At 36.8% G+C, this 25,058-nt stretch carries 33 protein-coding genes; all 33 read right to left on the bottom strand.

The window, feature by feature from the left end:
• Positions 1-23: 23 nt before the first annotated feature.
• The gene (locus ACYIAQ_RS02055) at positions 24-326 is read right to left on the bottom strand and encodes a hypothetical protein (protein ID WP_483562407.1); all 303 of its coding nucleotides are present in this window, start codon (positions 324-326) and stop codon (positions 24-26) included.
• Positions 327-338: 12 nt separating this feature from the next.
• On the bottom strand, positions 339-722 hold the full coding sequence (locus ACYIAQ_RS02050) for a hypothetical protein (RefSeq protein WP_483562406.1): 384 nt from the start codon (positions 720-722) through the stop codon (positions 339-341).
• Positions 694-861, bottom strand: a complete 168-nt coding sequence (locus ACYIAQ_RS02045; RefSeq protein ID WP_483562405.1) for an XkdX family protein — start codon at positions 859-861, stop codon at positions 694-696. The genes ACYIAQ_RS02050 and ACYIAQ_RS02045 overlap by 29 nt, the downstream gene beginning before the upstream one ends.
• Entirely contained in the window at positions 861-1,259 is a 399-nt protein-coding gene (locus ACYIAQ_RS02040) for a hypothetical protein (protein ID WP_483562404.1), read from the bottom strand. The genes ACYIAQ_RS02045 and ACYIAQ_RS02040 overlap by 1 nt, the downstream gene beginning before the upstream one ends.
• A gap of 11 nt (positions 1,260-1,270) precedes the next feature.
• Complete coding sequence (locus ACYIAQ_RS02035) at positions 1,271-1,582, bottom strand: hypothetical protein (protein ID WP_483562403.1); 312 nt, start codon at positions 1,580-1,582, stop codon at positions 1,271-1,273.
• A 52-nt stretch (positions 1,583-1,634) separates the two neighbouring features.
• A complete protein-coding gene (locus ACYIAQ_RS02030) occupies positions 1,635-2,021 on the bottom strand; it encodes a hypothetical protein (protein ID WP_483562402.1) in 387 nt (128 codons plus the stop codon).
• Positions 2,011-2,466, bottom strand: a complete 456-nt coding sequence (locus tag ACYIAQ_RS02025; RefSeq protein WP_483562401.1) for a hypothetical protein — start codon at positions 2,464-2,466, stop codon at positions 2,011-2,013. The genes ACYIAQ_RS02030 and ACYIAQ_RS02025 overlap by 11 nt, the downstream gene beginning before the upstream one ends.
• Positions 2,467-2,482: 16 nt before the next feature.
• On the bottom strand, positions 2,483-4,267 hold the full coding sequence (locus ACYIAQ_RS02020) for a hypothetical protein (RefSeq protein ID WP_483562400.1): 1,785 nt from the start codon (positions 4,265-4,267) through the stop codon (positions 2,483-2,485).
• Positions 4,268-4,273: 6 nt separating this feature from the next.
• On the bottom strand, positions 4,274-4,942 hold the full coding sequence (locus ACYIAQ_RS02015) for a putative phage tail protein (RefSeq protein WP_483562399.1): 669 nt from the start codon (positions 4,940-4,942) through the stop codon (positions 4,274-4,276).
• Positions 4,935-6,083 carry a baseplate J/gp47 family protein gene (locus tag ACYIAQ_RS02010; RefSeq protein WP_483562398.1) on the bottom strand — a complete coding sequence of 383 codons (1,149 nt, stop codon included), beginning with the start codon at positions 6,081-6,083 and terminating at the stop codon, positions 4,935-4,937. The genes ACYIAQ_RS02015 and ACYIAQ_RS02010 overlap by 8 nt, the downstream gene beginning before the upstream one ends.
• On the bottom strand, positions 6,073-6,537 hold the full coding sequence (locus tag ACYIAQ_RS02005) for a DUF2634 domain-containing protein (RefSeq protein WP_483562397.1): 465 nt from the start codon (positions 6,535-6,537) through the stop codon (positions 6,073-6,075). The genes ACYIAQ_RS02010 and ACYIAQ_RS02005 overlap by 11 nt, the downstream gene beginning before the upstream one ends.
• A 1-nt stretch (position 6,538) precedes the next feature.
• Entirely contained in the window at positions 6,539-6,916 is a 378-nt protein-coding gene (locus ACYIAQ_RS02000) for a DUF2577 family protein (RefSeq protein ID WP_483562396.1), read from the bottom strand.
• Positions 6,898-7,953: an XkdQ/YqbQ family protein gene (locus tag ACYIAQ_RS01995; protein ID WP_483562395.1), complete on the bottom strand. Its 1,056-nt coding sequence runs from the start codon at positions 7,951-7,953 to the stop codon at positions 6,898-6,900. Before ACYIAQ_RS01995 ends, ACYIAQ_RS02000 begins: the two co-directional genes overlap by 19 nt.
• Positions 7,950-8,627, bottom strand: a complete 678-nt coding sequence (locus ACYIAQ_RS01990; RefSeq protein WP_483562394.1) for a hypothetical protein — start codon at positions 8,625-8,627, stop codon at positions 7,950-7,952. Before ACYIAQ_RS01990 ends, ACYIAQ_RS01995 begins: the two co-directional genes overlap by 4 nt.
• A gap of 20 nt (positions 8,628-8,647) precedes the next feature.
• Positions 8,648-11,743, bottom strand: coding sequence for a tape measure protein (locus ACYIAQ_RS01985; RefSeq protein WP_483562393.1), 3,096 nt, complete (start codon positions 11,741-11,743; stop codon positions 8,648-8,650).
• A 15-nt stretch (positions 11,744-11,758) separates the two neighbouring features.
• Entirely contained in the window at positions 11,759-11,911 is a 153-nt protein-coding gene (locus tag ACYIAQ_RS01980) for a hypothetical protein (protein WP_483562392.1), read from the bottom strand.
• A 38-nt stretch (positions 11,912-11,949) separates the two neighbouring features.
• Entirely contained in the window at positions 11,950-12,366 is a 417-nt protein-coding gene (locus tag ACYIAQ_RS01975; protein WP_483562391.1) for a phage tail assembly chaperone, read from the bottom strand.
• A gap of 13 nt (positions 12,367-12,379) precedes the next feature.
• Complete coding sequence (locus ACYIAQ_RS01970; protein ID WP_483562390.1) at positions 12,380-12,868, bottom strand: phage tail tube protein; 489 nt, start codon at positions 12,866-12,868, stop codon at positions 12,380-12,382.
• Between the two features lie 15 nt (positions 12,869-12,883).
• Entirely contained in the window at positions 12,884-14,278 is a 1,395-nt protein-coding gene (locus ACYIAQ_RS01965) for a phage tail sheath C-terminal domain-containing protein (protein ID WP_483562389.1), read from the bottom strand.
• Positions 14,275-14,679: a phage tail terminator family protein gene (locus ACYIAQ_RS01960; RefSeq protein WP_483562388.1), complete on the bottom strand. Its 405-nt coding sequence runs from the start codon at positions 14,677-14,679 to the stop codon at positions 14,275-14,277. The genes ACYIAQ_RS01965 and ACYIAQ_RS01960 overlap by 4 nt, the downstream gene beginning before the upstream one ends.
• Positions 14,676-15,119, bottom strand: a complete 444-nt coding sequence (locus ACYIAQ_RS01955) for an HK97-gp10 family putative phage morphogenesis protein (protein ID WP_483562387.1) — start codon at positions 15,117-15,119, stop codon at positions 14,676-14,678. The genes ACYIAQ_RS01960 and ACYIAQ_RS01955 overlap by 4 nt, the downstream gene beginning before the upstream one ends.
• Positions 15,116-15,481, bottom strand: a complete 366-nt coding sequence (locus ACYIAQ_RS01950) for a hypothetical protein (RefSeq protein WP_483562433.1) — start codon at positions 15,479-15,481, stop codon at positions 15,116-15,118. The genes ACYIAQ_RS01955 and ACYIAQ_RS01950 overlap by 4 nt, the downstream gene beginning before the upstream one ends.
• Positions 15,481-15,843, bottom strand: a complete 363-nt coding sequence (locus ACYIAQ_RS01945) for a head-tail connector protein (RefSeq protein ID WP_483562386.1) — start codon at positions 15,841-15,843, stop codon at positions 15,481-15,483. Before ACYIAQ_RS01945 ends, ACYIAQ_RS01950 begins: the two co-directional genes overlap by 1 nt.
• Positions 15,844-15,845: 2 nt before the next feature.
• Complete coding sequence (locus ACYIAQ_RS01940; protein ID WP_483562385.1) at positions 15,846-16,826, bottom strand: capsid protein; 981 nt, start codon at positions 16,824-16,826, stop codon at positions 15,846-15,848.
• Positions 16,826-17,377, bottom strand: coding sequence for a phage scaffolding protein (locus tag ACYIAQ_RS01935; RefSeq protein ID WP_483562384.1), 552 nt, complete (start codon positions 17,375-17,377; stop codon positions 16,826-16,828). The genes ACYIAQ_RS01940 and ACYIAQ_RS01935 overlap by 1 nt, the downstream gene beginning before the upstream one ends.
• A gap of 66 nt (positions 17,378-17,443) precedes the next feature.
• Positions 17,444-17,794 carry a YjcQ family protein gene (locus tag ACYIAQ_RS01930; RefSeq protein WP_483562383.1) on the bottom strand — a complete coding sequence of 117 codons (351 nt, stop codon included), beginning with the start codon at positions 17,792-17,794 and terminating at the stop codon, positions 17,444-17,446.
• An 8-nt stretch (positions 17,795-17,802) separates the two neighbouring features.
• A complete protein-coding gene (locus ACYIAQ_RS01925) occupies positions 17,803-18,012 on the bottom strand; it encodes a hypothetical protein (protein ID WP_122023022.1) in 210 nt (69 codons plus the stop codon).
• 13 nt (positions 18,013-18,025) lie between these two features.
• A complete protein-coding gene (locus ACYIAQ_RS01920; protein ID WP_483562382.1) occupies positions 18,026-19,441 on the bottom strand; it encodes a minor capsid protein in 1,416 nt (471 codons plus the stop codon).
• Positions 19,413-20,855 carry a phage portal protein gene (locus tag ACYIAQ_RS01915; RefSeq protein WP_483562381.1) on the bottom strand — a complete coding sequence of 481 codons (1,443 nt, stop codon included), beginning with the start codon at positions 20,853-20,855 and terminating at the stop codon, positions 19,413-19,415. Before ACYIAQ_RS01915 ends, ACYIAQ_RS01920 begins: the two co-directional genes overlap by 29 nt.
• The gene (locus ACYIAQ_RS01910; RefSeq protein WP_483562380.1) at positions 20,846-22,096 is read right to left on the bottom strand and encodes a PBSX family phage terminase large subunit; all 1,251 of its coding nucleotides are present in this window, start codon (positions 22,094-22,096) and stop codon (positions 20,846-20,848) included. Before ACYIAQ_RS01910 ends, ACYIAQ_RS01915 begins: the two co-directional genes overlap by 10 nt.
• Positions 22,080-22,589, bottom strand: a complete 510-nt coding sequence (locus ACYIAQ_RS01905; RefSeq protein ID WP_483562379.1) for a terminase small subunit — start codon at positions 22,587-22,589, stop codon at positions 22,080-22,082. Before ACYIAQ_RS01905 ends, ACYIAQ_RS01910 begins: the two co-directional genes overlap by 17 nt.
• Before the next feature lie 62 nt (positions 22,590-22,651).
• Positions 22,652-23,374, bottom strand: coding sequence for a hypothetical protein (locus tag ACYIAQ_RS01900; RefSeq protein WP_483562378.1), 723 nt, complete (start codon positions 23,372-23,374; stop codon positions 22,652-22,654).
• Between the two features lie 528 nt (positions 23,375-23,902).
• A complete protein-coding gene (locus ACYIAQ_RS01895) occupies positions 23,903-25,051 on the bottom strand; it encodes a helix-turn-helix domain-containing protein (protein ID WP_483562377.1) in 1,149 nt (382 codons plus the stop codon).
• Positions 25,052-25,058: the final 7 nt, after the last annotated feature.

Genomic DNA, 25,058 nt, shown 5'->3' with positions numbered 1-25,058 from the left:
GAGCATCGGGGGGATGCTCAAAATTATTTCTTCGTGCTTAACTTATTAATTTTGGCTTTTAACTCGTTAATTTCAGTGTTTAACACAAAAATTTTGTTCTTAAACTTTTCAATTTCCGACTCTCCCTCAAGTCGGCGGTCTCGTTCTATATGATAGTACTGGCGAAATTCATTCCTTTCTGCAGTCAATTCTGAAATAATTAAATCTTTTTCTTTTAACAGTGCTTTATAATCTGCTCTATTTGTTTTGTGAGAAACAGCTAAAGCAGTCGCTACTGTACCAATAACACCGGCTAACACTTGTACCCAGTTTATTAAATCGTGCAAGTGATCGCCTCCCTAACTTTTCGCTGCACACCTTAGAATAAAAATGAATATTACTAAATCACTGATTACTGAGGGTGTCATTCTATACTCATTTGCATAAACAATGTGCCACCATTGCATGACTGCTAGCATTAGCATTGCGGCACCACTGGCGATTAAAAAGGAATGTTGCAATACTTTATTTTTGTTATCAAAAAAGGCACAGAATAAAAGTCCTGTGCCAATAAAAACAAAAATCATATCCCAGTATTTACTGTTCATCATGGTACTTAGCTGTGGTGGCCAAAAGAAGTAACTACGGTCAATCCATAGGAAAATACCAGTTGCAATTATTGATATACCAATAATCGTTTGATTAAAGTTATTGTTAATGTTGTTGATCAGTTTGTGCCACATAGTCGTCACCTGTGATTGCCTTGTAATCGTCAGCTGTAATAGCATTATAGCCAACAAAGTAAGCCACATTATTATTGGTATAACAGCCAAAATTATAATAAAACTTTATCAAATTAAACATAATTTCGTGTGTGTCCATTATTTATTACCTCCGTCAGTTGGTACTTGTGGCGTTGTTGGTGTGGTAGTTGCAGATGGTGCTGCTGGCTTACCAACAATTTCAGGGGTTAACATTTGTAACAGTTTTGCCTGGTTTTTGGCGAGGTCGCTCAAATTAGTGGCATTATTACTGTTAGCATTTTGAATTTGGCTAACTGTTTTCTTTAGATCGTTTAGTTGTGCCGCTTGACTTACTTCAGTGTTTTCAGCCCAACTTTGAGTTTTCCAGATAAAAATAGGCGCCTTGATGCTTGGATCTGGCGCCACTTCCGTAAATGGATATTCTACTTTTGCATCTTGCGGTGCAAACCATACTTCAAATGGTCGATCATATGTCGACCGATATACTTGCTTAAATTTTTGATTTTCTTCTGCCATAATTTTTCTCCTTAAACATAATTTAAATCAGAAGCTTTTATAAATACTTGATTTTCATAACCCATTGGCTTGTCATAGCCTTGATTAAGTAAAATATAATCGAGTAAGACAAAATTACCATCTTTTGTTGGTAGCCAGCCAGTTATTGTACAAATTTGTTCTGAAAACGGTCGACCCCATGTAGTAAAACCAATCTTACCAGTATCGCTAATTCTATACGTTGGTGTATCTAAACTAACTTTACTTTTCCGACCCAAAATTTTTTTATCAAAAATTTCTCCACCTAAAATTAAATGACCAACTTCTTTCCCATTAACTAACATGAAGGAGTCACCCCCTTTATGTTAAATATGAATAGTATATAGGAGGGACTATTTACCCCCCCACTTCTGGATTTGGTAGCATTCCACCTAAGTCAGATGCTTTAACCCAAAAGGCTGATCCAAATGCCCAAGATGAGCCCACCATTGCCGCTGATGTTTTTAAAAAAACATATTGTTCCCCATTACAACTTACTTGTTGATAAACCAATACAAGATTACGGCAATCAATATCTACAAGTTGTTGATGGGAACCATGTTCATCGCTATAAGTTAATGGGGAAAAGCTCTTGGATTTTGCGCCCACACTTATTCCATATACAGGGACATTGTCCAACTCTTTATTAGCGCCAAATTTGTAATACTGCGGAAAAGCTCGTTCAGAAGTAAACGCTTCCCCACCGAGAATCAAATTCACTATTTGCTTACCATTAACTAACATGAAGGCACCTCCTCCATGTCGAACTGATAATATAGTTTATAGTATATAGAAGCCCTATATACCCCCCAGTTATGGGAATCATCTCTCCACCTAAGTCTGACAGCTTAAACCACAATGGTAGTCCTCTTACCCAGGAAAAACCGTTATCTGCTATAGGGGAGGCAACAGAGCTATCTAAAGACTTTAGTAAAAGATATTTATCACCAACGCTCAGAATCTGCGCGTATACTAAAATGGGATTAGAATCAAAATCTGCATCAGGAACGATAAGACTTCGTTCAAATTTTACGCCTGTTGTTTTATCAATACTGCTTATATCATATGTTGGATAATTTTTGTCATGACTAACCTTAGGGAAATCATAATATGCCGGAAATATATTTTCTGAGGTAAAACTTTTGCCACCAAGCATAAGGTAGCCTATCTTTTTGCCATTAAGTATCATATTTTCTCCTTTCTAACTAACTCATTGGAGCAAACACTAGCACATTCGGATGCGCCTTTGAGTATGCTAATCCAGTTGCATAATCTGGCGCATTGTAAGTCTGATTGTTGACCTGATTTATCAAAGCGGTAATTTTACCATCTAAAGTTGAGTAATCCACATCACTTAATATCCGCTTAAATGTGTCGTGATATGCCGTTGGATCAATACTCATACATCTAAATGCAAGTGTGATATCCGTGTTATTTGGTACATCGTACAGGATTAACAACTGCATCGTATAATAATCAGTATATTTTACTTGGATTAAATAACCCTTTGCACCACTAATCGCTGTAGTTGGCAATGAAGCTAGCGCATCAGCTCGTTTAGAAGCAGTTAAATTTGTACCGTCAAAACGATAGATCCCATTATTTGAAACGGTGTCTAAATCAAATGGTGCTGAAGTGATTGTATAATCTGGATTATTCAGACTCGGTAATATCACTGTTTTGAAACTCGGAAAAGTTTGATACTGTAGTGAAGCAACTCTACGATAGATTTTTTCATTTAAAATCAAAAATTGATATAAAGCATTAGTTGTATTGTTCTCATCGTAATTTAAAACAATCAGCCAGCCCCATTGTGCAGACGAAAGACTCTTGCCGTCAACCTGTGCATTAACGCTGCATGCTGATATTTTATAAACGCCAGTATCAGTGATTGTATCTGGATTAACTGTTGCTCCTGAAAAAGTTTGTTTAACCCCGTTAGCTGTCATCCCATACAAATTACCTAGATCAGTTTTCTCTGCAAAAGTATCGCTTAAATCGATATTTCCATGATCATCTGGCTTGTGATTGTTAACCGATTTGGTTTGACCAAAACTATTGATTGCTTTTTGCAAATCTTTGTCAGTCAGGATTTTTTCGAAATCTTCTTTATTTTTGCCTAAATTGTTAACACGACTTCTAACATACGTTAGCGTGCCCTGACCGTAGTTGCAGATATAAACAATTTGCTGAAATTCGGTTGCGCCATTCCACTTCGGAACATTGAATATCCAACCGTAAAGCTTATCTGTCGCTTGGTCAAAACCCGACATTTGACCAGATGATTGCAATTTGCACTCCAAAAACTTAGTAATGCCAACTGTAGAATATGTGTCAAGATTAATGGTTGTGTTATATATATTGTTGCCATCTGGACTGTTAAGTGGATCAAGTGATTTTAACTTAGTAATTATTTCTTGTTTTAATTTGGTAATATTGAGATCAAGCTTGTCTGAGAGATTAGCTAAATCTTGAGTAGATGGTAAAGTTTTAATTATTCTATCAAGCTTATCATCTGTGACCACACCATCTTCTGCTACATTTACTGTAACTTTATCTGTACGTCCAATTACGACAAACATTGTAATATTAAATTTGAATAATACTTCACTTTGAAAATCTGGAAGTGATTCCGGTTCAATTGCAGTAGTTATCGCATATAGTATATCTTTATCACTCCCTTCTTCTTTAGCATATACACCAATCGTGTTTAAATCATAACCTGTTGTCAGATCTTGGTTATCGAAATATAAACCCACACCAATTACAACACCTTTATTTTGTGTTGAATCTGCGACATCTATAATCTTGCCATATTGGACAATACCAGGTAATTCAGATAGCTTTTGTAAATCTTCAACACTTTTATCTGTCATTTTTTCACTAGAAGCTACAGCTTTAGAAATTGTAAATTTTGCCATCCCTTTAGCTGCTTTAGAAGCTAGTTCTAAGCCAGCTTCAGTCAAAATCGTTTTATTATACTTTGACAATGCTTATCACTCTCCTTCATTTTTTAGTTGAACTGTTTCTGCTGGTATCGTTACATATGTTTTAAGCCATTGACCAACACCTATTGTGATATTAGAACTAATTTGAGACTTACTATGTGTTAGCAATTCAACATATTCAGAATTAAATTGAGCTACTGCTTTAGCTCCGACTTTCATTCCAATGCCAATTTTTAATTGGGTGGTTAGCTGAACACTTTGTAATGCAATTATAATTTGATAAACCATATTGGCTGGTATGTAGACATTTAAAATATATTTAATACTAGTTATTTGTTTATCATCAATTTCATTCCGATTGGCAGTCATTATTACTTCTCGTTTTGGATATGCAACACTAATAGTTGCTGGAATTTTCAAAGTATAAAATAATTCTCTTAAATATCTAATTGTGATTGGTCTAGGTGGTAATAATCGCATTAATACTTTATCTTGGCGAACACGCAAAGAATCACTAATTGTAGGTACAATCCCTACTTGATCCTCAAAAACTGAAATACCTTGTATATCAGTTTGAGTTACAAATTGATTAAATAATAGTCTTAACTGCTTTTCTTCCACTTTATCAAGTACACCATCTTGTACATTCATGATTGCATTCATCTCGTAAACGCCATCATAGTAATCTGGTAAGTAGCTCATTAAATCATTAGCCATCTAGCACCACCTCTCCTAGTACTGGCAATTGCGAGGTTTGATTATCAAATAGTAATATGACATCCTTATCAGATCCATTGAGCTTTGGTACTGAAGCATTAATTACACCATCTGCCATCATTATTTGTGAAAGTATTTTTGAACGATAAATTAATTGTGAATAGCCACGTCCAGTTTGAGGATTAATTTTATTCCAAGTTTGTCTCAATAATTTAAAATAATCTTCAAGTATCGTCTTAATCTTAGCTTTTACAACATCAATATTATGATTTTCGTCAATGTTGACTGTGGCGGAAATATTAATCGTTAAAGGCGTAGGCGCTACAACCGTTACTTGATGATCTATAGGAGCTAGTCCATAGCCTTCCCCTTCGCCATCACTTGGATCAATAATATTTTTTACCTTTTTAACTAAACTATCGCTTGCAGGCATCAAATTATTATCAACAATAACCAATTTAACTGTACCTGCACCATTCCAAACAGGATAGACTTGTGCTGCACCAACTTCGTTGATTTTACCAATCATCGCAAGGTAGTCAGCAATATTACCACCATAGGCTATCCAGTCATTAGCGCGAAGTAATCTTTCTCGCAAATGGTCGTCTGTTTCTTCGTCCCTAGCCGGTGCCACTATCTCCGTTATTTCTGCCCAATTTAATGAATCATTTGATGTAACTGGGAGAACTTGACCTAAATAAGAATTAGCATTTGTTCCTGGTTCATCAGCAGTTAATTCGCCTGTCAGGTCATCATTAATCTTTTGTACGGTATAAAAAATAGGCGTTTCACCAATACTGGCAAATTTATCGCCCATTTGTACATTATTAATAGGATTACCATCTGAATCTAAAAACTTAGCTTTAACTTCTGTTTGTGTAGCAGCATAGCGAGCAGTTCCGTGCTCAGCTGCTCTGTAATCTAAGAACTGTCCTTGTGCCGTCTTAATATATGTCTGTTTAATAATGTTGGCTCTATCTAGTGACTGTTGTGCCATTACCATTGCAGCTGGCGCTAGTGCATCATATACTATCGAGCCTTCACGTTGGTCAATGTCATCTGATACATTGTCTAGCATTAAACTTAGCCAATAATCAAAATCTTCAGCCATATAGCTAGCTGCTAATTCATCAGGACTCATCAAGGCTTACCTCACTGTCTAAATTAATATCACCATAAACTGTAGTACATGTACCTATGATATTTAATGTATCACTATCTATTTGCGCAATTTCATCAATTTCAACACCAATTACTCTATCATCTGCTAGCAAAGCTTCTTTGATCATTCTTTCTACCTCAACTTTAGCAAAGGTCATATTTTTCCCAATTAAATCGTTTAAATCATTACCATACTGGTCTGAATAGATAGGATAGACTAGACGCTCTGTGCGCAATATCTTATCAACTGCTTGAATCATAGCTTCTTGTTCGTCAATCTTGCCACGAATACGTCCATTTTCAACTTTAAAAGTAAGAGTTGGCTCATCTTTAAGAGTCTCATCATCTTCTTCATCGGTATCAATATCATCTTCTAATTCGGTGCTTTCGCTATCGTCATCATCTAAAACAATAATACTGTCTTCATCATCCACATTATTCCTCCTTTCTCTCAAATAAATAGAACTGTTGTCCACCATCCATTCGTATCATTGTAACTTTGTCACCTTTTTTAAGGCTATTATCAAATTCCATTTCTTTAAAAGTAATATCTTCGTTGACTGTCGGACGATTTCCCGATACATTCCCAATTTGATCACTGTGGGATTTAACTTCAATTTTTGCTTTACCTGGCAATTTAAACTTGCCAATATGCTTGCCCAGAACAATAAAGTTATCATCAATTACCATGTTATTGGCTAGTTGCACTTTTAAAGGTTTTACAGAAGTAACCAAACCAAATACCACATCTGAATATTCGCTATCTTTACCACCTCGTTCTTTTAGCATCTTAATTAAGAGTTCCCCAGCCATTCTGCACCTACTTTCATTGTTAAATGACAATTATAATCAGTACCAAAATTATGTTCTGCCTTTAGAATTGGACAGTTTTTCAGAGTTTTCTCAAGATCATTAATTTTAATCGTAACTGCGTTACCAGCTACTAAATCAATATGCCCAATACAGTCAATTGTTAACTCCTTGTTAGCTCTATTTTTCTTGCGTAGCTCGTCTTTAGCTTGCTTGACCATCTGCGCATGATTAGCTTTATTTTTCTTATTAACCGTTTCTTGCAATTTTCCCCACTGTTCAGTCGATTTACCTGCAGCACTTGTCGACTTAAAGCTCGTTTTTTTAGGATCGTCTTGTTTGGCCGTAGCTGATTTTGCTTGCGACTTCTTGGTATCTTTCTGGATTACTTTGACCACATTTGCCGTATTATTAATATCAACGGCATAAGAAAAGCCGGTCATTGCCGACTTACTACCAATTATTATTTTTAACTTCTTATATGGTGCTCTGCGTAACTCCACCACATCATAATTACAGTATATGTAGTACATATGCTTGGTGGCTGTCCTAGTTTTGACAATCGCACTCTTCACCATATCAAAGTAAGTCTTGCCATCACATACTTCAGCCGAAACCTTATGAGTAGGCTTATTAACCACTTTATGCTTAATGCCAGCTCGCTTGCATACATTGTTGAACCGGTCAGCAATCGTTCCGGATTGCCAAACAATTGAATCCTGATTCTTGAGATACCTTGATTTGTCATAGCACGTTACGCTCACTGTATTGTCTTCTTTTACTTCATACTTAAAAACATATCCATAAAAGATCTTGTGGTGATCCCACCTGAAGGTAATGATATCACCCGTGTAAGGAATAATTGGATGAGCATTTTGAATTAGATCAAAAGTTAATTCACCAGCACTAAAATTCAAATCAGTAGACCATTTAATATTAGCCACTACTTCTCTCAAATCATACGTGGTACCTTTGCCATTACTTTTAGATTTACGATACATATTACTACGACGTTTAAGCTTAAAAGTTGTGACTGTCATGCTTTCTTCACATCACTTTTTCTGACCCAACCACGTGCAGAACCATTAATTCCGACGCAAATCGGATACTTATGACCAGTGGCAATGTTGATCACAGTCCTCTTAGCATTTTTCTCATATCCGCCAGGACCATTACCATTTGAGTCCATATACAGTCTGCCATTAACAACTACGCTAGAATGCACGCCAAACTTTTTTGGTGGTGCAATACGGCTCTTACCATTACTTGACTTATGTTTTTTCTTTTTAGACTTTTTAGCTGCAAACTTGCGGTACTGCTTGAGAGTCAGAGTATATTTGTACTCTTCATCGTAGCCATCTTCGAAGCCATATTCAAAACTAGCAATAGTCATCGGCAGACTTACTTTAGTTGTGGCCACAACCAATTGGATATGTCCTTTATCTTTTTGAATCTTCTTAATGAAATTAATGTAATAGTCTGGCTTTTTCAAGTTATCAATTGCCAGATAGGTAGTTTCAGCCTTGGGGAAGGTACTCTCAATTGTCATTTCAACTAGTTTCAATTCACCCAGCAAGTTTACTTCGCCCAAATTGACAACGGTTTGACTTTTGTCGTCACCTTCATACTTGAGCTTTAACTCAGCCGGGTTAACCGGCAATTGGATAGTCTTGTTATTTTTATAATTTGTTAAAAATATGCCAAAGCCATCCATTAATATCACCCTCTATCTTTTTAGCCCAAAGATTTCTCTTGTTGAGCAATAATCTTATTTTCTAACGCTTCTAAAAGCGTATCAGCATCATACTCGGCACTACTCGAACTATTAATTTGAATGGCGCCACTCTCAATTGTGATTGTCGAACTATGGTCATCTGAATTTGATCCGTAATGACCGAATTGAGTCCCAATTAATCCACTATAATCACTTTCATCATTATTATTAAATAATGTATCGACTTCATCGTGTTGATTAATACTAATACCTGCTGTAGATCCATTAAGGCTACCTAAGGCATTTGCCACTCTATTTATCGCACTATAAGCTCGATTAAATCCATTAGCTAGTAAATCACCTGAATTTATATTAGCTATTTCTAAAGGATTAAGTGTTGGTGTCATGTTAGATGCAGCAACTACGCCTTTTGCCATATTTGCAGATGCCTTAGCGGCAATATTCGCATCATGATTTAACCCAATTGCAAGTCCTTGGTCAAGCCATCTACCAAACTGGTTAAACAGTTTTGACGGTGAACCAATGTGCAAAATGCTTTTGGCCGCACTAACAACTTTTCCAGCGACACTAGTTACAGCACTAACTGCCGAGCCAATCATTGAAGTAATACCGTTAACCAATCCTTGAATCAAATCTCTACCAACACCTACTAAAGCGCCAGTAAAACTTCGAGCTGCATTGACTGCGTTGGAAACACCATTTCTAACTGCAGCAACAACGTTACTCATAGCAGATATAATGGCGCTAACCATCATTGTTCCTGCCATAATGAACATAGTCGCCATCATCATTGCAGCTTCACCGGCTGCTACCATTCCAGCAGCAACCATCGTCATTGCAGTACCGACAATTAACAAGCCAGTACCCAGAATAATAGCTGCCGCACCTAGTAATAAAAATCCAACTGCTGAAATTAGAATAAGTGGAGTAGCAACTGCTAATGCGACTGCAAAGAGTAACATCCCAACGGCTGCAATCATTGCAACTGCCGCAACAAGTGTAATACCAATGCCCATCATAATTAAACCAACGGCTGCAATTAGTGAAAATGTAGCCAGTAAGGCAACTCCTACACTTAATAGCATTACGCCAACTGCTGCTACAATTGCAAAGGTACTCAAAATTAATAATCCTGCGCCTAATAGTACAGCACCAACGGCTCCAACTATCATAGCAACGCTTAATACTGTAATTGCCAAAGCTAAAACAAGTACCCCCGCTGCTCCCACAATAGCAGCAATACCAAATACGACAATTGCTCCTGCAAGCAAGATAATATTAAGAGCAGCCTGTGCGCCATAATTAGCAATATTGGGAAGCTGTGCTCCTAGTAACGCCAAACCAGCTGTCGCTATAAAGATAGCTGCTCCGATTACTAATAGTGCTGCTCCAAAGATTAGAAATCCTACCGCACTACCAATAAAAGCCGTACCTAGCAGTTTAACCACTACAGCTAGGGCTTCAATTGCAACAATCATACCAAAGAAAACGGCAATTGCTGCACTGCCACCACTAGCTAAAGAAGTTGCAGCTTTAGCTAGTATCCAAAACCCACTAGCAACTAGCACCACTGCAACTCCTACCAACGCTAAAGCCGCAGCCAATTTTATAAATGCACCTGCACTTTGTGCTATGCCACCAGCTTGTGGAACGTCAGGAGTATTGAGTTGTGGCGCCTTTAACCCCTTTAGTGATTTAAACGCGTCAATAATACCAGATAATCCTTTGCCAACAGCACTAATGACTTTGAAGGATGCAAAGGCAATTGCCAGAGCAGTAACAGCTTTAGCTAATGTCTGTAATTGACTTGAATTAAGTCTATTTAACGCCTTTAATCCAACCACAACTGCAGTTAGTATTAATCCTTTTGTTCCTGCTTTTATTACTAGCAATGCAAGTCCCAGTGCCTTTAAAGTTCCAGGATCAAGCTTACCAGTAACACTAGCTAGGGCTCCAACAAATTTAGTAATTCCGCCTACCATCTCTCCAATTGCTGAGCCTATTTGAGTATAAATACCTGTTCCACTTAATGTATCGGTCAAGTTGTTTGCCGCATCTGCTATTTGTTGAAACATTTGTCCAACGGCATTACCTGCATCGGTTGAATTAAAGCCATCAATGACATCTTGTATTCCAAGCTTTACCTTATCCAATATAGGACGAATATAACTAATTGCACTAATTATGCTATCAGAAAAGGAACCAAAATTGATATTTCCCAGTGCATCAGTAATGCCACTAACTGCATTGATACCAATATCACTCAGTTTTTTAAATTGGGGCTGTACCTTGTTAGCAATGGTTTCTTTAAGTCCATCCATTGCTTGACCAATAGTTTTGTATTGTGTAGCCATTTTACTAAAGTTGGCGTTAGTACCTGTTTTAGCAATTGCATTAAGAAAATCTTCAGTTTTAACCTTACCATCTTGGACAGCCTTAACTAGTTGTTTGGTATTCATACCCATAGTCTTACCGACAGCGGCCATACCTGCTGGCGTTTGTTCTAGCATTAACTTGAAGTCTTGCCATTGAACCATTGGTTTAGCAGCCATTTGCGTAGCCTGTTCAGACAACGTCTTCATAGCTTGTTGTGGATCAGTAGCAGCTGCAGCCAATCCACCAAATCCTTTAACCAAAGCCGTGGTATTTTTTGTTCCAACTGCTGCTAACTGACTGTACGTTTGTGCCATATCAGAAGATGAATAGATGGTATCTTGGGCAAATTGTTGTAAAGATTTTTGAGCATTAGCAATTGATGCTGGACTTTTACCAATTTGATGCATATTGCCTTCAAAAGTTGACCATGCTTTAGTAGATTCATTTAATTCACCTACAAATGTTCTAACACTATTACCAGCAACACCCATTGCTGAACTAATAGCTCCCCCGATTGCCGAACCGGCTATTATTTGCCGTAATCCAACGTGTGTTGAATTTAAGCCCTGATTTAATGAATTTAGTCCATTACTACCTCCACTAATTGCTGACTTAAAACGGCTTGTCATGGCAACACTTCTTTGAATACCAGAATTAAATTTATTAAGAGTGTTACTAAAAGCGTCGTTTAAACGAATTGTACCAGATATAGTTGCCATTGATTGCCTCCTTTCCTATATATGTTTAGATCTAGCTTTTCGTTTAGCTTCACGTTCTTGCTTTTTCTCTTCTTTTTGCCTAAGTTCAATCGAGGCAATCACAAGAGCTTTTTCCTTTAAGGTTAATCTTGCATATTTGTGTGGAGTCCAATGATATTCATTTAACACATAATGATATACGCCAAAGTCGCCATAAGACTCACTAATTAATTTTTTGCTTGTTCAACATAATTATCCATATTATCAATATCAAAGTCTGATAATTCTTGCACCGCTTGTCCTAAGTCCGTATACTGTCCCGCACTTAACATTTTTTTAAGCACACCTGCTGGATCAGCTATACATCCCCATGATTTTTGCAACTTTTCATTATTTAAGTCAGGCTGAATTACTGCTTCAGCCATCATCAAATCAACTACTTTATTTTGATCTGTTTCCTGGACACGTTGATGTGTCTTTTTATTAATGTAACTAGAAGTAGCTTGCTTTTGAATTTCATTAAACTTATCAGCAGTCAAAGCTTTAATAATAAAAGGAGATTTGAAACCTTTGAACTCAATTTTCTTTGTTACTTCCTTAGGTTTAACATTCTCAGCCAAAAAATCTTCAACATTGTATTCCATTTCTTAATTCTCCTTATAAATCAAAACCAGTAAAAGGTGTAACCAAGTTGACTTGTTCAAAGGTAAAGTCGGATTCCCAGTCCATCACGCCGTCATCAGCTTCAAAGTCTGCAAACGGCACATCGTCCAAGTTGACCTCACCAAAGTGCAGAGTCTGCGTTCCGGCTCGACTCGTTGGATCATTAATCGTCATTGTAATTTCAAAGTAGAGGTCCTTGCCACCATCAATATATGGCAAGGCATACTTAGTCCAGTTTGAAGAAATCAGGTAGCCGCCCAGAGTACCGGTTCCTTCCACGGACGTGACCTTTTTGTGCTTCCATCGACTACCAAGCGTCTGCACGTCCTCCTTGTTCTTTTCTAGCTTGGCACTGAATTTCTTGCACTCAATCAATGGAATTACTTTTCCATTGATCGTGACATATACTTTCGCATCTTTGGTTGAAATCGTATCCCGACCATTTAAAAAACTGCCTACTGTACTTACTGTTTCGTCTGCCATTTAAATTCCTCCTAATTATTGAACTACCATTGTCATGTAAAGCTTCTCCATCGAATCCAATGGAGTGATTGCTAGATTAACTAAAATAGAATCACGCTCATCCCCTGCGTCAACAGAAATATCACTTGCGTCAAATTTATCAATTACTCCTGCATCCATAAGTCCTTGCAAGTAACTTACTCGGTTAGCTTTAAACAAGTCACGACCGGTGGCATTGTTTGTAACCTTACCGATAAACATAGTTTCAAAAGTTCTTTCAGTATCAGTCACAATCGTATCCATTGTTCTAACCACACGATTTTTGCTAAAAAAGACTGGCTTTTCATCAGTAAACTTAGTTAAGGAATTAATATCCTGTTCAATGACTACCGTTTCATTTCGTTTAGTTGTAAAAACAATCTGTCCTTTTTCTAAAGCATCAATAGTTCGATCATTATCAAGTTTTGGATATGCACTGATTGCATCTGGATATTCTACATAAGTTAGCGATTTGGCAGCCGTAGCTGAACTTGAAGCTCCTGCAACATAGCCTGCCGCGATAGTTGCATCTAATTCAGTTCCATCTCCTAAGACAACGCCATTACCAACAACAGAAATTCCTTCGTAATTAACTTTGGCATTAATTGCTGGAATAACTCCTCGAACTTTAATCCCATTATCTTCACGTAAATGTTTAATTTCATCTATCAATTGTTGATGAATGGGATCATCAACTGGAAAGCCAGCTGTTGTAGCTACATTGTATTCTTCAGTTTCAAGAGCTTCATTGAATAAGTCACTGACTGCTACTGGTGTAGTAGTCCCACCAGTCAAATCAACAGTTATATCATTTTGTAATTGTTCTAGTTTAGATGACATTACAACTGGTGAATTATTATTTTCTTTTTCTTCATCATCCTGTAATTGTGGTGTTAATTCACCATTTAACTTAAATTTTACAAAATCATTATCAAATAAAGTGCCAGGTTTAGCTACATCAATAATTTGCTGATCAACTATTTTAGTTCCAAACAAAGTCGAGATAGTAACCTTATTGCCTTGCTTTTGAACAGATACATGTAACTCATTACCTTTAGTTCCTGGATAAACTGCTGTTATCGCCCAAGGTAATGCTGGATCTATTTTAGAAGCAGGCTGACCATCGTTATTATTTAATAACAAAACAGTATTTGCTCCCTTTAATACTTCACGAAGTACCCCTAGCTCTGGTTCATTAATTTCATGACCAAGCAATTTCTTAAAGTTTGATTCACTATTTAATTTAATAATTCCTTTTGCGCCCCAATTAAGTTGCGTATTAACTGGTAATAATGTGCGTCCAATATCGGCATTGTTTCGATTTTTTCCTTTACCAACCACGTTGATATAGGCACCTGGCCGACGCTTGTTTTGTGTTTTCCAAACTGTCATTTAATTTGTCCTTTCACTTTCTCGTTTTTTAATTTAATTTCGTCCTTTTCGGGGTAGAAACGCCCCCAAACTTCAAATTTGTAAATCAGCGTATTGTCTTCTTGTTGTGTAACTTCAATATTCCTTAGTGGCGCATAATCTTTTAACTCTAACAAACCACTGAGCAAGTAATCTTCAACTCGTTCCATATCGGTCTTAGGATTGTCTGGATTAGGATAGTAGATAACCTGATAGGTCTGCTTACGCATCTGTCTATCAAACAATTCTGGAGTAGCGGTTGTACTGATTTTCTCAATAAAAAAAGATGGCTCGCTAAAACCATCTGCTTGATTTTCGGTATAGATTACTGCATTCGGGAATATCCGTGCAATCTCGTCAGCAACACGTTCAATTATTGTCAATCATCCATCAACCTCCTCATCATATCCCAAACAACCGGTGTTAATAGCTCTGGCATTTGACTACTTGTTTGGTCCGTTGCTTTTTGTAAAAAGTGCTGACCTGGTACCCAACTAGCTTTTAGTCGCTTGCCAATTGCTGGCACGTACTGTCCTACTTTTTGCCGGTGACCATTCTCCACAAACGAAGCATAATTTTTACTATTCCGCAATTCAACTTTAATTTCTGAACCCGAAAAGAATGGTCCCTTAAGTTGCCAACTACGTCTTAGATCGCCAGTTTTAACTGGTGTGTTTGCTTGAGCATTACGCTTATAAGTTTCTCCAACATTTTTTACGCTCTTTTTAACTTCAGTTTTTAATTGATCGCCTGAAACTACTGCATTTACATGCTTAGCAAATTCTTGAAATTCTTCATCGTCAAAACTTCCAAATGCGCTCATGCTTTCTCATCTCTTGTCATCGCTACTTCTTGGTGGCTAACGTAGCCCGAATATCCCTTACTTGAACGCTTATACTTGGTAACCTTGCCATTGATGTCAGTCACTTCAATTGTTGCTCCTGCTGGAATGTCTAGCCCAGTTCTGATTAACAAAGTCGCATCGTACTCATCTGTACCAAAAAACGACTGCTCACTGCTTTTTAGTCCTTTGAGGATAACCTTAGCTGGTTCATCGGAAACAATCGTCACAGGCTCGCTTGTGGTTATATGATGTTCATTAACCACTTTCTTGGTGGCTTTTATAGTCACCTTATCAGTCCATAACTTAGGAGCAATGTCCTTTAGCTTGTTAAATGCATCAATTACCATTGCAGTCTCCTAAAATGGTTCAAATCAATAAAAAAGTCGTCTGTAATTGGGTTAAGCTCTTGCACCTTAGCGTATATTTCAGCTGGTGAGTCAAAATTAACCGATACATCGCCTTCACTAATTGAATTAACTGTGTCATTGCCATTGGTCCAATTATGCGTCTGGATTAATTGCACACACATTGCGGTAATTGTAGTGTCAATTTCAGGGGGTAGTTCCTCAATCGAAATGTTGGTGTAGTTGGCCACCGATTGAATTACTCGCTCAATACTGAAGTCTACTAAGTCAGTATTAGCCTTGCCACCAAGTAATTGGGTGACCTTATCCTTAATTTTTTGTTTTCTTTCATCATTCATTTTTACTTCCCACTTTTGGTAGTTTTAGTACTTGGGCTATCATCTTCTAGTGATTGACCACTAACACCCTGTTGTGCTGGCTTATCAGCAATCACGAATTGGACACCTGCTGTTTTGGTATTAAGCAGTAAAACATCGTTGTATGATTGCTCATAGTATAGATAGTTACCGCTTGAAGCTGCACTTGGTTGGTCAAAACCTGCAAAACTATACTTTTCTGGAGCGATTTGAACACCGTTGTAAATTAACATCATTTCAATTTGCTTAGCTGAGTCAATGGTTTTGGCACCAACGGTAAAGTCATATGCGGTCTGCATTAAATCGGATGGAATAACCACAATCGTTACATCATCTAAGCTGTAAACTGTCCGTTGAATACTGTTAGGGTCTTTTAATGTTAAGCCACGATTCAATGCTTCGGCACGCTTCAGAATTGCGTTAATCTTTGGTGTGACATATAAGTATCTATTTTGGTTTGGAATACGAGCTTCATCAAAATCAACCATCATATTGTCAAATGCAGTTAAAATATTCTTTTCATCAAGAGTATTATTGGTAATTCCCTTACCACCATCTTTAGTTTGCTTTTCTAAGAACAGCTTGCTAAACATGTACTTATCCATTTCAGGCATTTTTTCATCTAAATTAAACTGACGAGTAATATTGGCCATTGAAATAACATAATTAGATTCATCTACGTCTGATGGATCAACTAAAGTACTCCAGTAACGTTCATTCTTTAATTCATAAGTGTCCCAATCGTTACTGTAGTTTGGCGTAATGTCCGTAATAGTCCGTCTTGCTCGGTCTTTGCGCCCTTCTAAAATAGTTAATCTTGGTAATTTAATGTGTTTGGCGCCATCAAACGTAATCATTGAATTTGATGGTGAATTCCATAATGGTGCTGTATAAAGATGACCATCATAAAATCCTTGTTGAATTGCTTGTTGATATGCTTCTGCATAATTAATTGTTGCTGGCATTATTTATCTTCTCCTTTAAATATATTTGCCATAGTTGCTACCAAATCAGGGTCAGTTTTAGCTCCCCCACCTTGTGGTTGATAAGGTTCTTTCTGACCTTGATCAAATAGGTAACTGTCAGATTTTTGCAATGAACTAATTTGGTCATCTAGGCCTTCAAGTTCACCTTTGTCGTTTAGCTTGACTTCGTCCATGTTCAATAGAGCTTTAGCAGCCTTTGTATTACGGACGTGAGCTTTCCCTAAAGCACTATCAACTGCACCATTTAATTTGGTTTGTTGTAATTCTTGAGTCAGGTTCTCGGTGTCTTGCTTATACTTGGATTGTAGCTCTTTGAATTGGTTACTCAGTTCTTCGTTGTCTCCAGCTTGTTTTTTTAGCGCCTTTAAATCTTTATCACGCTCAGCAATCTGGCTCTGTAACGACTCATTGGTCTTGCCTAGCTCATCTGTTTTAGCTTTCATTGCTTCTACATCAGCACCATGCAGACCCATGACCTTGTCAATTTGTTCATCGTTTAAATCTAATTTTTTTAATTCTTCACGTTTCATCTTATTTCCTCTCTCGCAATCTTTTACGTGGGGCGACCACTTCCAAGGTATAAAAAATAAGCCTTTTTACGCCATGCTCAGGGCAAAATAAAAAGCAGCTAATTTGGCTGCTTTAAAAATTCTATATGCTTTCTGCATCATTGAGTTTTCTGCAAGATACTGCAATCCATCACTTGTTATAACTGTACTTCTTCTATTTCCTAACAATGTGCCACCATCTAACACTGGTGAGAACGTAAGTCCTTTAATGTATCCATCATCACTTAGCATCTGTAGCGTGCGAATGAATTGTTGCTGAGATATATCGAAAGTATCAGCTTTCAATATATTAGGGTCTGCATCTTGACCATTTTCATAGCAATATTTTAGATAACTTAATATTTTATAGGCAATTGTAAAATAATCGTTGTTACTCATCACTCTACCTATGCTGGTACCGCACTAACTACATCCGAAATCCAGACATCATCTTTAGGCTCATCCGCCATAAACAGTAGCTCTGGTTGATCATCAGATTCATCTTCAATTTCATTAACAAAAATTGTTCGCTTTGTACCGTCTTTCAATGTAAAAGTTACTTTTCTAGCTCTAAAATTGTCTAAAATCTCAACTAATGACATTTTATGTGGATCCATAGTATTCAACCTCCTATTTCAAATAATCTGGTTTAACAGGTGTAATGTGTGCACCCTTCTTTTTACGATAAGAAATACGCCCTTTTTTAGTTGGATATAAATTACCATTTATATCAGACCACAAACCAATATATGTTTCATACTCAAACAAAATTTGATTCTTACTGGTACTTTCACGTTTCTTGCCATATTTCTCAATCAACGCCTGAGTTTCAGCGGGTGAGATAATTAATTCGCTTACTGGCCGTTTACGACCTTTAGCATAGTTATCAAATTCGGGCGTTCCCTTTACATGTTTATTATACTGCTCAGCATTGAGTTCGTTCCAGTTATATTTTCCAGATTTTGGAATATATCTAGCAGTAGTATTCGGTAACGACTCATTTTGCCTTTGATACTCAATTGCTTTTTTCCATTGGTCAAAAGTCATATTATCAACATAAGTACCTTTGCCAGTTTCTGGATCTCTTGACCACCTTACTCGGTCATCTGGTAAGCCTTCAATATAAGGAACTGTCGTACACCTACAATAAGGATGAATTAACGGATAATTAATTCCGTCTTTTCTATCTTTCAGGTCGAAAATCTCACCATCAAGATGTGCACATTCTTCGCATGTATGTGACTCTAGAGTTGCCAAATATTGGTACTTTTCAACTCCCTCTTCTTTATATGCATCAGCTGTCGCCTCTTCGGCAATATGTCCCATTTCGGTAATGACCAAACGGTGCAATTGATAGTCTTCAACGTCTCTCAATCGCTGGCGCATCATTTTGAATACTTGTTGATGCGAGTGACCTAACACTGTGCCACGTAGCAACGCATCCCCAAGCTCATTAGGTAAAACCTTAGTATAGTTTTTCCAGATTCGTTTTGAAAAATTGCTACCATTCCAGGGTTTATTGACAATTACTTTGACTTGATATTCATTGACATTGGCAAAGTTACTGGACAACTTAGCCTGTTCTAATTGCGTCAAATAGATGCTATGCATGTATGTTTGTTGAAATTGGTTAGATAGACTTTGTTCTAATTTGTCACTTTCAGAGCTAGCATATTGGCTTAATAGGTTGGTTAACTGCTCGTCTATGTTCTTAAGTCTTGATAATTGGCTTTTGAAATATTCGGCATCTAGTTCTTTGTCAAAACCGCCTTCTTTAGCTTTACGTTCAAACTCCTTAAGTGTCATATGCCAATCACGAGTGCCAATAGTGCTTAGTATTTTACGGGCATCTTCGTGGCTAATCTCTTGATTGTTGGCATAGCGTTTAAGCCAATAGTCAACTTCTTCTTCTAGCACCTGTTCGACTTCTTTTAGACGTGCTCTCATTGCTGACTCATATTCAGCCGCATTACTTAATTGATTGTCTTTTTCCTGTAAATACCTCTTTTGCCAGTAACTACGACTTCCTGCTGTCTTCTTGCTCATCGTCATCATCACCGTTTAGGCTATTAGGGTTTCCATATTCGTCATTGCGATTTTTAAGGTCTTCTTGTTGGTCTTGGAGTTCCTCTTGCCAGTCTTCCACAATGGGATTAGCTTTAGCGATTGCTTCCTTACTCGTCCAGTTAGCTAATTGACTAACTACTTGAGCTCGTTCAACATCGTTTTGGATAGCTGTTCTGGTCCAAGTTTGATTAATTCTTCGACTATCCGCATCTGAAACATTCAGCCAATGCAGGATAGCTCTGACTAACTCAGTTAATGCATCTCTGAAGTAAGCTTCGGTTTTGGCCGCTTTTAGTTCAAGGTGAGAATAGAGCATCTTAATTGCAGTCCCAGTTGCATTGTTAGTTTTAAAGTCAGTTGGATCAATGCCTTGCGCATGAACAAAGATGTTGGTCTTAGTTGTTTCTAACATCGAGTTGCGGGCTTCAGTTGGAATGTTAATGGCTAATTGATCAACACCTGAATCATCGCCACTGCCCATACTCCTAACTTTAATGGACTTATATCGTTGGAGGTCTTTTCTAAATTTATCAAGGTCAGTTCCTTCGTAATTCTTTAAAATTAAAAATATTTGTTGAATGTCATCTAAATCATTAACGTAACCATTATAGATTTTGTCGTAGACGTCAATTAAGCCTTTATAATGAAACAAATCAGGTTGCTGTTCCTTGTTCTTGGGAAACGCAATAAACGGAATTCTTCCCATACCATGATGATTAATACTAGAAGTGCCTGCGGCATCATCAGTTGATGCATCATAAATCGTAAAACGGTCATTAATTGGCTCTAAATTGTTAAATTGCTCGTCACGTGATTTAAAAACCGTGACTGTTTCATCATCCCAATATTCATGTACCCAGTAAGTTTTAGCGGTTTCTGGTTCAAGCTCTTTGTATGAACGTCTTAGTGCTACTAACTTACGATTTAAATCGGTCGAATAAATTGGTGTTACTTGGTCTGGTGGCACAATCGCATATCTAAACTGGTTATTTTCATCAAGCCAATAATGTAGCCATGCTATACCGGCATTAGCTGCATCAACAACCAATTCATTTAGTCTTAAAGCAAAGTTGTCGCCTAAAGTATCTTTGATTTGATCATTTAGCTTATCTTCACCCACATCAATAGTTGGTGGCTTAGTAGCCAAATAACCTGCCTCTTGATCAACCAACAACTGGTGAAAGTTAGAACTCACACGATTATCAGCTGGTCTTAACGGATTCTTTTCCTTTTTGGCAGCATCGTCATCTTTAGTTTTAGATTCACCATTGTTTTTGATAGTTATATCATTCTCATTAAGATAATAGCTTTTAGATTTAGCATATTTAGCATTGAAATTAACCCGTCTTGTTTGCGTGTTTTGTAGCAATTTTTTCATTGCTTCTAATTCCATTTAATAAAACCTCCTTTCCTGATTAAACTCTCAAGAGCATATCGGGTAGCGTCCATAGTGTGGTCGTTGCCATCTGGATAGCCAGACTTGTAGTTTCCGTTTAAATCAATTTCAAATTCATAACTAGTAAATTCACGCCAAGCATCGGGACAACGGTTGGGGTCAATGATAATTTCACGTAAATCCTCTAACCACTTGTAGCCGTGATCACGTGAACCTCCGCCTTTGATAGCGCCATAAATGTTTAACCCCTGGTCTTGGTATTCCGCAATCATATCGGGGGATGCTGAATCAGCTGTTAATGGTTCATTTCTGGGATTGCGTTCTTTGATCATCGCAACTGCATCACGCACTTTAAGTCCAACACGTTCGAACTCATCAAAAATAAAAATGCGACGCCTTGCTGAGTCCCAATATATCTTGACGAATGCCGTTGGATCTTTAGCAAAGCCAAAGTCAAGTCCGTAGTAAACCTTATCGAATCTAGCAATCTCATCATCAGTAATTGGTCTGGTAGTAATATTGTTGAATACTTCTGCACCAGTACCAGTTACTTCACCTAGATATTCATGTCGGTATGCTTTCTCATTGTCTTTTTCAAGTTGTCTCGCGTCAGCAAGGAATTCAACTCCAAGCCAACTTTTAGGCACTGAACGATAATCTGACAGGTTCACTAGCGTATCATCACGCATTTGTTCACTATCAACTGCTTGATTAACCCAGTTAGATTGTCTTGCTGGTGGGTTGTATGAATAGAAAGTAATAATGCCAGAACCACCACGGCCTAATGACTGGTTGATTGACCGAATCTCTTCCATACCCTTAAACTCCGTGACCTCTTCGAAATGTTTAAACTTGGTGTAGCCTTGTCTAAATGTTTGCGACTTAATCTTTCTTGGGTCATCTGCACCCTTAAATCTAATCTGTTGGCCAGTTGGTTTAAACGTCAATTGCATCGGACTAACTGACGACTGCCAATATTCATCAACATGCAATAAATCAATTGCCCACAAGTATTGCTCAAACACTGAATCACGTAACGTATTGGCTACTTTACGCAAAACAATTGCATTAGCATCCTTGTCTTGCATAATTCCAAGCACAATCATGAGCGAAATAAAAGAGGACTTGGTACTACCACGTCCTCCTTTAAGCCAGTAATTGGCATGTTTTTTATTGTGAATATCCCAAAAAAGGCTATAGAAAGCTGGTGAGATATTATCTTTAAGGCTCACTTGCATTACTATCCTCCTTTGGAATATTGAAATTGATGTTGACTGTCGTGTCTAAATCAGCACTATTTAATTGCTCAACTTTATATTCAGCAATTTTAGCTTCTGCAACCATTTTACGCAGTTGAGCAGTCGAAATAGGGTCACTTGGATACCTTTTTAAAATTTCTTTAGCAGCAGTAATTCTATCTTTAGCCGAAACTTCAACGTTCTCGTAGAGCCCCTTGGCAGTCGCTACAGTCTCCGTTTGTTCGCCTCGCATGACTGAAGTTAAATACTCTAAGACCTCTTTAGCGCTTGCTAATTTGGCAGATTCGAGCCGTTTCATGCTCGATTCGATATAAGCTTTAACGTTAGCATTTGTTAGCATGCGACTAGCGTTAGCTCTCGCAGTTTCATTATTTTTAACCTTGTAGCCAGCATTTACATATGCTTCGGTCGCATTACCACTTTTGATATACTCGTCAGCAAACTTTTTTTGTTTACCTTTTAATTCAGTCACATCATTTCACCACCTCCTGATTTTGTGCATAAAAAAATACGGCTGTTAACCGCATTTTATCTTTAACCTTTAATTTCAAGCGAATAGGAACCGGAATCATTTTTTATAGGAACTTCTGTAGCATCAACCTGCTGAATCCCTTGATATTCTATTTTGGAACTAGCAAAACCGTTTTTTACTTTTTCATATTTTTTCTCCGTCCAGTCCTGACGATACCATTTTTGATCAACTGTGGCAAAATAAACAGAAATTTTTTTATCCCAGTTCCACATTGCCTTTTTTCCTTCTTCAATCATAGTCGGTGTCATAAAAGTAAAGGAATCACTTTGTTCTGCTCCACTGTTTAGAGTTATAACATCTTTGCTAGTTATGCTTTTTTCTATCGAAGAGCTATCAATATAAGTAACAGCTAAAGTTAAATTGATTGCTGAATTTTTTGAAATGTTTTTCAATTCATACATATATCCTTTTTCCTTAACCTGGTAACACCATAGTTTTTCTTTTAATGTGTATATTTTATCAAAACATTCAGTAAGTTTTTCGATATATTCTATATTTGTCCACACAACATTCATGCCATAAGTAAGTTTGTCATTTTTTTCCAAAGAAAAAAATGGTCTATTGTGCAATTCTTCAAGCTCTTTTTCTCTTTTCCTGTCATTTTCATACTCTCGTATTTGTTCAAGCATTTGCTTTTTTTGTTGACAAATTTGCCAGTAAGCAAAGATGATAGCAAAAAAAGATAATGCACTACTTACCCAATCTGCAACAGTACCAAAATTCATTATATTCACCTCAAAGCAATAATACAAAAAGCCGACGCTTTTAGCCAGCTTTTATTGATGAATATAAAATATAGTGAACAAAAGCGGAATTGAAACTGCACAAGGAGCTTCACTCTTCTGCTCTACCGACTGAGCTATTTGTCCATTGGTTAGCATAATTACTAATCTATTAATGGTAGCTTTAACGATTAATCATAGGTCATCGCAGACTATTGCAGTAGTAGGAATCGAACCTGCTTACAACCATTACCGCAACACACAAGAAAGTTTTTTAAGTTGAATGAGTAAAAATAATTTTTAAAACTCACGCATTAGTTTAACGTCGTTTCGGACGGTCTTAATAGCTATTAGGAATTATCCCAACTTTTTGACAATACCATAATACAATAGATTATGACCGCTTGACTGTCGCTCTTTGACCGCTCTTATGTCGCTCAATGACCGCTTTTTTAAAAATCCTATTTGTACGCTTACTTAGTTATGTATTTAATTCTCAATTTCAAAAAAGCATCCCATTTGGGGATGCTTTTAAACTAGATGTGGTCCATGATATTGATTAATTATATGTGTGTCATCTTTTATATCAAGACTAAGATAATAACATACTTGATTATAAGGAATTCCAGTATTATTGGATAAATCATGAATATATTTTTTTTCATCAGTATCTGAAAATTTCAAAGCGCTCAATAAAAAAGTTGGTTTTTCAATTGGAATTTTATCATCACCCGGTTCACTATATCTCCAATGATTTCTAGAAATGGTTTGTCTCAAAAATAAAGCCTGCTGATCTGTTATTAAACCAATTTCATGCCCCCTATAGATTAAAGCTTGTATTGACACTAACCAATGTCTTTTTAAAAGTTTTAAATGTTCCATATTAGTAAAATACATATCGATTGCTAACCCATCTTCGGGCATCAATAGTGCACTAGCAAAATGATTTGCTTCAGCTTCTATTCTTTTATAATTACTACTATTATTAATATTATTTTCTAAATAATTAGAATGCATAAATATATGTCCTAATTCATGAGCAATGTTAAATCGCATTCGAACACTTGACGAGTCCCTTGAATTTATCAGTATGTAAAACTTTTCATCATTTTTTACAGTTATCGCATCAATACCTTCATCTTCTAAATCAACAAAAGAAACTCTTATACCCAATTTTTCGACTAATAGTGTCATATTAGATATAGGCCCGTTGCCAAAATTAAAACTTTTTCTAATTGAATCCACAATGGAATCTATATAGTTGTATGGCAACATTTTAAAATTATTTTCAAAATTAGCATACTTAGGAAGAGAAAAGTAATGTAAACTATAATCTGAACTTACCTGTTCTTCCAAATAGCTAAATAGTCGTGCTTTTTGAACAGCCTGAACTTGTTTTTTCTTAGTAACAACCGAATTTTTTCTAAAAAATCTTGTTTTACTAACATGTGGCAATTCAGCATTATTTATTATAAATTTACGCGAAACATTAAATAGCTTAGATAACTGGACCATAGTTGTGAAATCGATATTTCTTTTATTATGTTCTAATTGTGATATATAAGATGAAGTAACATTCAAGCGACCTGCAACATCTTTTAATGTCATACCATTTAATTCTCTCAAAAAAGCAATTCGAGAGCCATCTATAGCATTTTTACTTGTCGCTAGTCTTTCCATAATTTAT

This window comes from Lactobacillus sp. X-49, from assembly GCF_057063645.1.
The sequence above is the reverse complement of the archived record's forward strand: the minus strand, read 5'-3'. Positions and strand labels throughout refer to the sequence as shown.

Excerpts from the sequence above, each read along its gene's own strand:
- ACYIAQ_RS02050 (WP_483562406.1), bottom strand. The coding sequence starts at position 722 with ATGTGGCACAAACTGATCAACAACATTAACAATAACTTTAATCAAACG.
- ACYIAQ_RS02045 (WP_483562405.1), bottom strand. The coding sequence starts at position 861 with ATGGACACACACGAAATTATGTTTAATTTGATAAAGTTTTATTATAAT.
- ACYIAQ_RS02040 (WP_483562404.1), bottom strand. The coding sequence starts at position 1,259 with ATGGCAGAAGAAAATCAAAAATTTAAGCAAGTATATCGGTCGACATAT.
- ACYIAQ_RS02035 (WP_483562403.1), bottom strand. The coding sequence starts at position 1,582 with ATGTTAGTTAATGGGAAAGAAGTTGGTCATTTAATTTTAGGTGGAGAA.
- ACYIAQ_RS02030 (WP_483562402.1), bottom strand. The coding sequence starts at position 2,021 with ATGTTAGTTAATGGTAAGCAAATAGTGAATTTGATTCTCGGTGGGGAA.
- ACYIAQ_RS02025 (WP_483562401.1), bottom strand. The coding sequence starts at position 2,466 with ATGATACTTAATGGCAAAAAGATAGGCTACCTTATGCTTGGTGGCAAA.
- ACYIAQ_RS02015 (WP_483562399.1), bottom strand. The coding sequence starts at position 4,942 with ATGGCTAATGATTTAATGAGCTACTTACCAGATTACTATGATGGCGTT.
- ACYIAQ_RS02010 (WP_483562398.1), bottom strand. The coding sequence starts at position 6,083 with ATGAGTCCTGATGAATTAGCAGCTAGCTATATGGCTGAAGATTTTGAT.
- ACYIAQ_RS02000 (WP_483562396.1), bottom strand. The coding sequence starts at position 6,916 with ATGGCTGGGGAACTCTTAATTAAGATGCTAAAAGAACGAGGTGGTAAA.
- ACYIAQ_RS01995 (WP_483562395.1), bottom strand. The coding sequence starts at position 7,953 with ATGACAGTCACAACTTTTAAGCTTAAACGTCGTAGTAATATGTATCGT.
- ACYIAQ_RS01990 (WP_483562394.1), bottom strand. The coding sequence starts at position 8,627 with ATGGATGGCTTTGGCATATTTTTAACAAATTATAAAAATAACAAGACT.
- ACYIAQ_RS01985 (WP_483562393.1), bottom strand. The coding sequence starts at position 11,743 with ATGGCAACTATATCTGGTACAATTCGTTTAAACGACGCTTTTAGTAAC.
- ACYIAQ_RS01975 (WP_483562391.1), bottom strand. The coding sequence starts at position 12,366 with ATGGAATACAATGTTGAAGATTTTTTGGCTGAGAATGTTAAACCTAAG.
- ACYIAQ_RS01970 (WP_483562390.1), bottom strand. The coding sequence starts at position 12,868 with ATGGCAGACGAAACAGTAAGTACAGTAGGCAGTTTTTTAAATGGTCGG.
- ACYIAQ_RS01965 (WP_483562389.1), bottom strand. The coding sequence starts at position 14,278 with ATGACAGTTTGGAAAACACAAAACAAGCGTCGGCCAGGTGCCTATATC.
- ACYIAQ_RS01955 (WP_483562387.1), bottom strand. The coding sequence starts at position 15,119 with ATGAGCGCATTTGGAAGTTTTGACGATGAAGAATTTCAAGAATTTGCT.
- ACYIAQ_RS01945 (WP_483562386.1), bottom strand. The coding sequence starts at position 15,843 with ATGAATGATGAAAGAAAACAAAAAATTAAGGATAAGGTCACCCAATTA.
- ACYIAQ_RS01940 (WP_483562385.1), bottom strand. The coding sequence starts at position 16,826 with ATGCCAGCAACAATTAATTATGCAGAAGCATATCAACAAGCAATTCAA.
- ACYIAQ_RS01935 (WP_483562384.1), bottom strand. The coding sequence starts at position 17,377 with ATGAAACGTGAAGAATTAAAAAAATTAGATTTAAACGATGAACAAATT.
- ACYIAQ_RS01930 (WP_483562383.1), bottom strand. The coding sequence starts at position 17,794 with ATGAGTAACAACGATTATTTTACAATTGCCTATAAAATATTAAGTTAT.
- ACYIAQ_RS01925 (WP_122023022.1), bottom strand. The coding sequence starts at position 18,012 with ATGGATCCACATAAAATGTCATTAGTTGAGATTTTAGACAATTTTAGA.
- ACYIAQ_RS01920 (WP_483562382.1), bottom strand. The coding sequence starts at position 19,441 with ATGAGCAAGAAGACAGCAGGAAGTCGTAGTTACTGGCAAAAGAGGTAT.
- ACYIAQ_RS01915 (WP_483562381.1), bottom strand. The coding sequence starts at position 20,855 with ATGGAATTAGAAGCAATGAAAAAATTGCTACAAAACACGCAAACAAGA.
- ACYIAQ_RS01910 (WP_483562380.1), bottom strand. The coding sequence starts at position 22,096 with ATGCAAGTGAGCCTTAAAGATAATATCTCACCAGCTTTCTATAGCCTT.
- ACYIAQ_RS01900 (WP_483562378.1), bottom strand. The coding sequence starts at position 23,374 with ATGAATTTTGGTACTGTTGCAGATTGGGTAAGTAGTGCATTATCTTTT.
- ACYIAQ_RS01895 (WP_483562377.1), bottom strand. The coding sequence starts at position 25,051 with ATGGAAAGACTAGCGACAAGTAAAAATGCTATAGATGGCTCTCGAATT.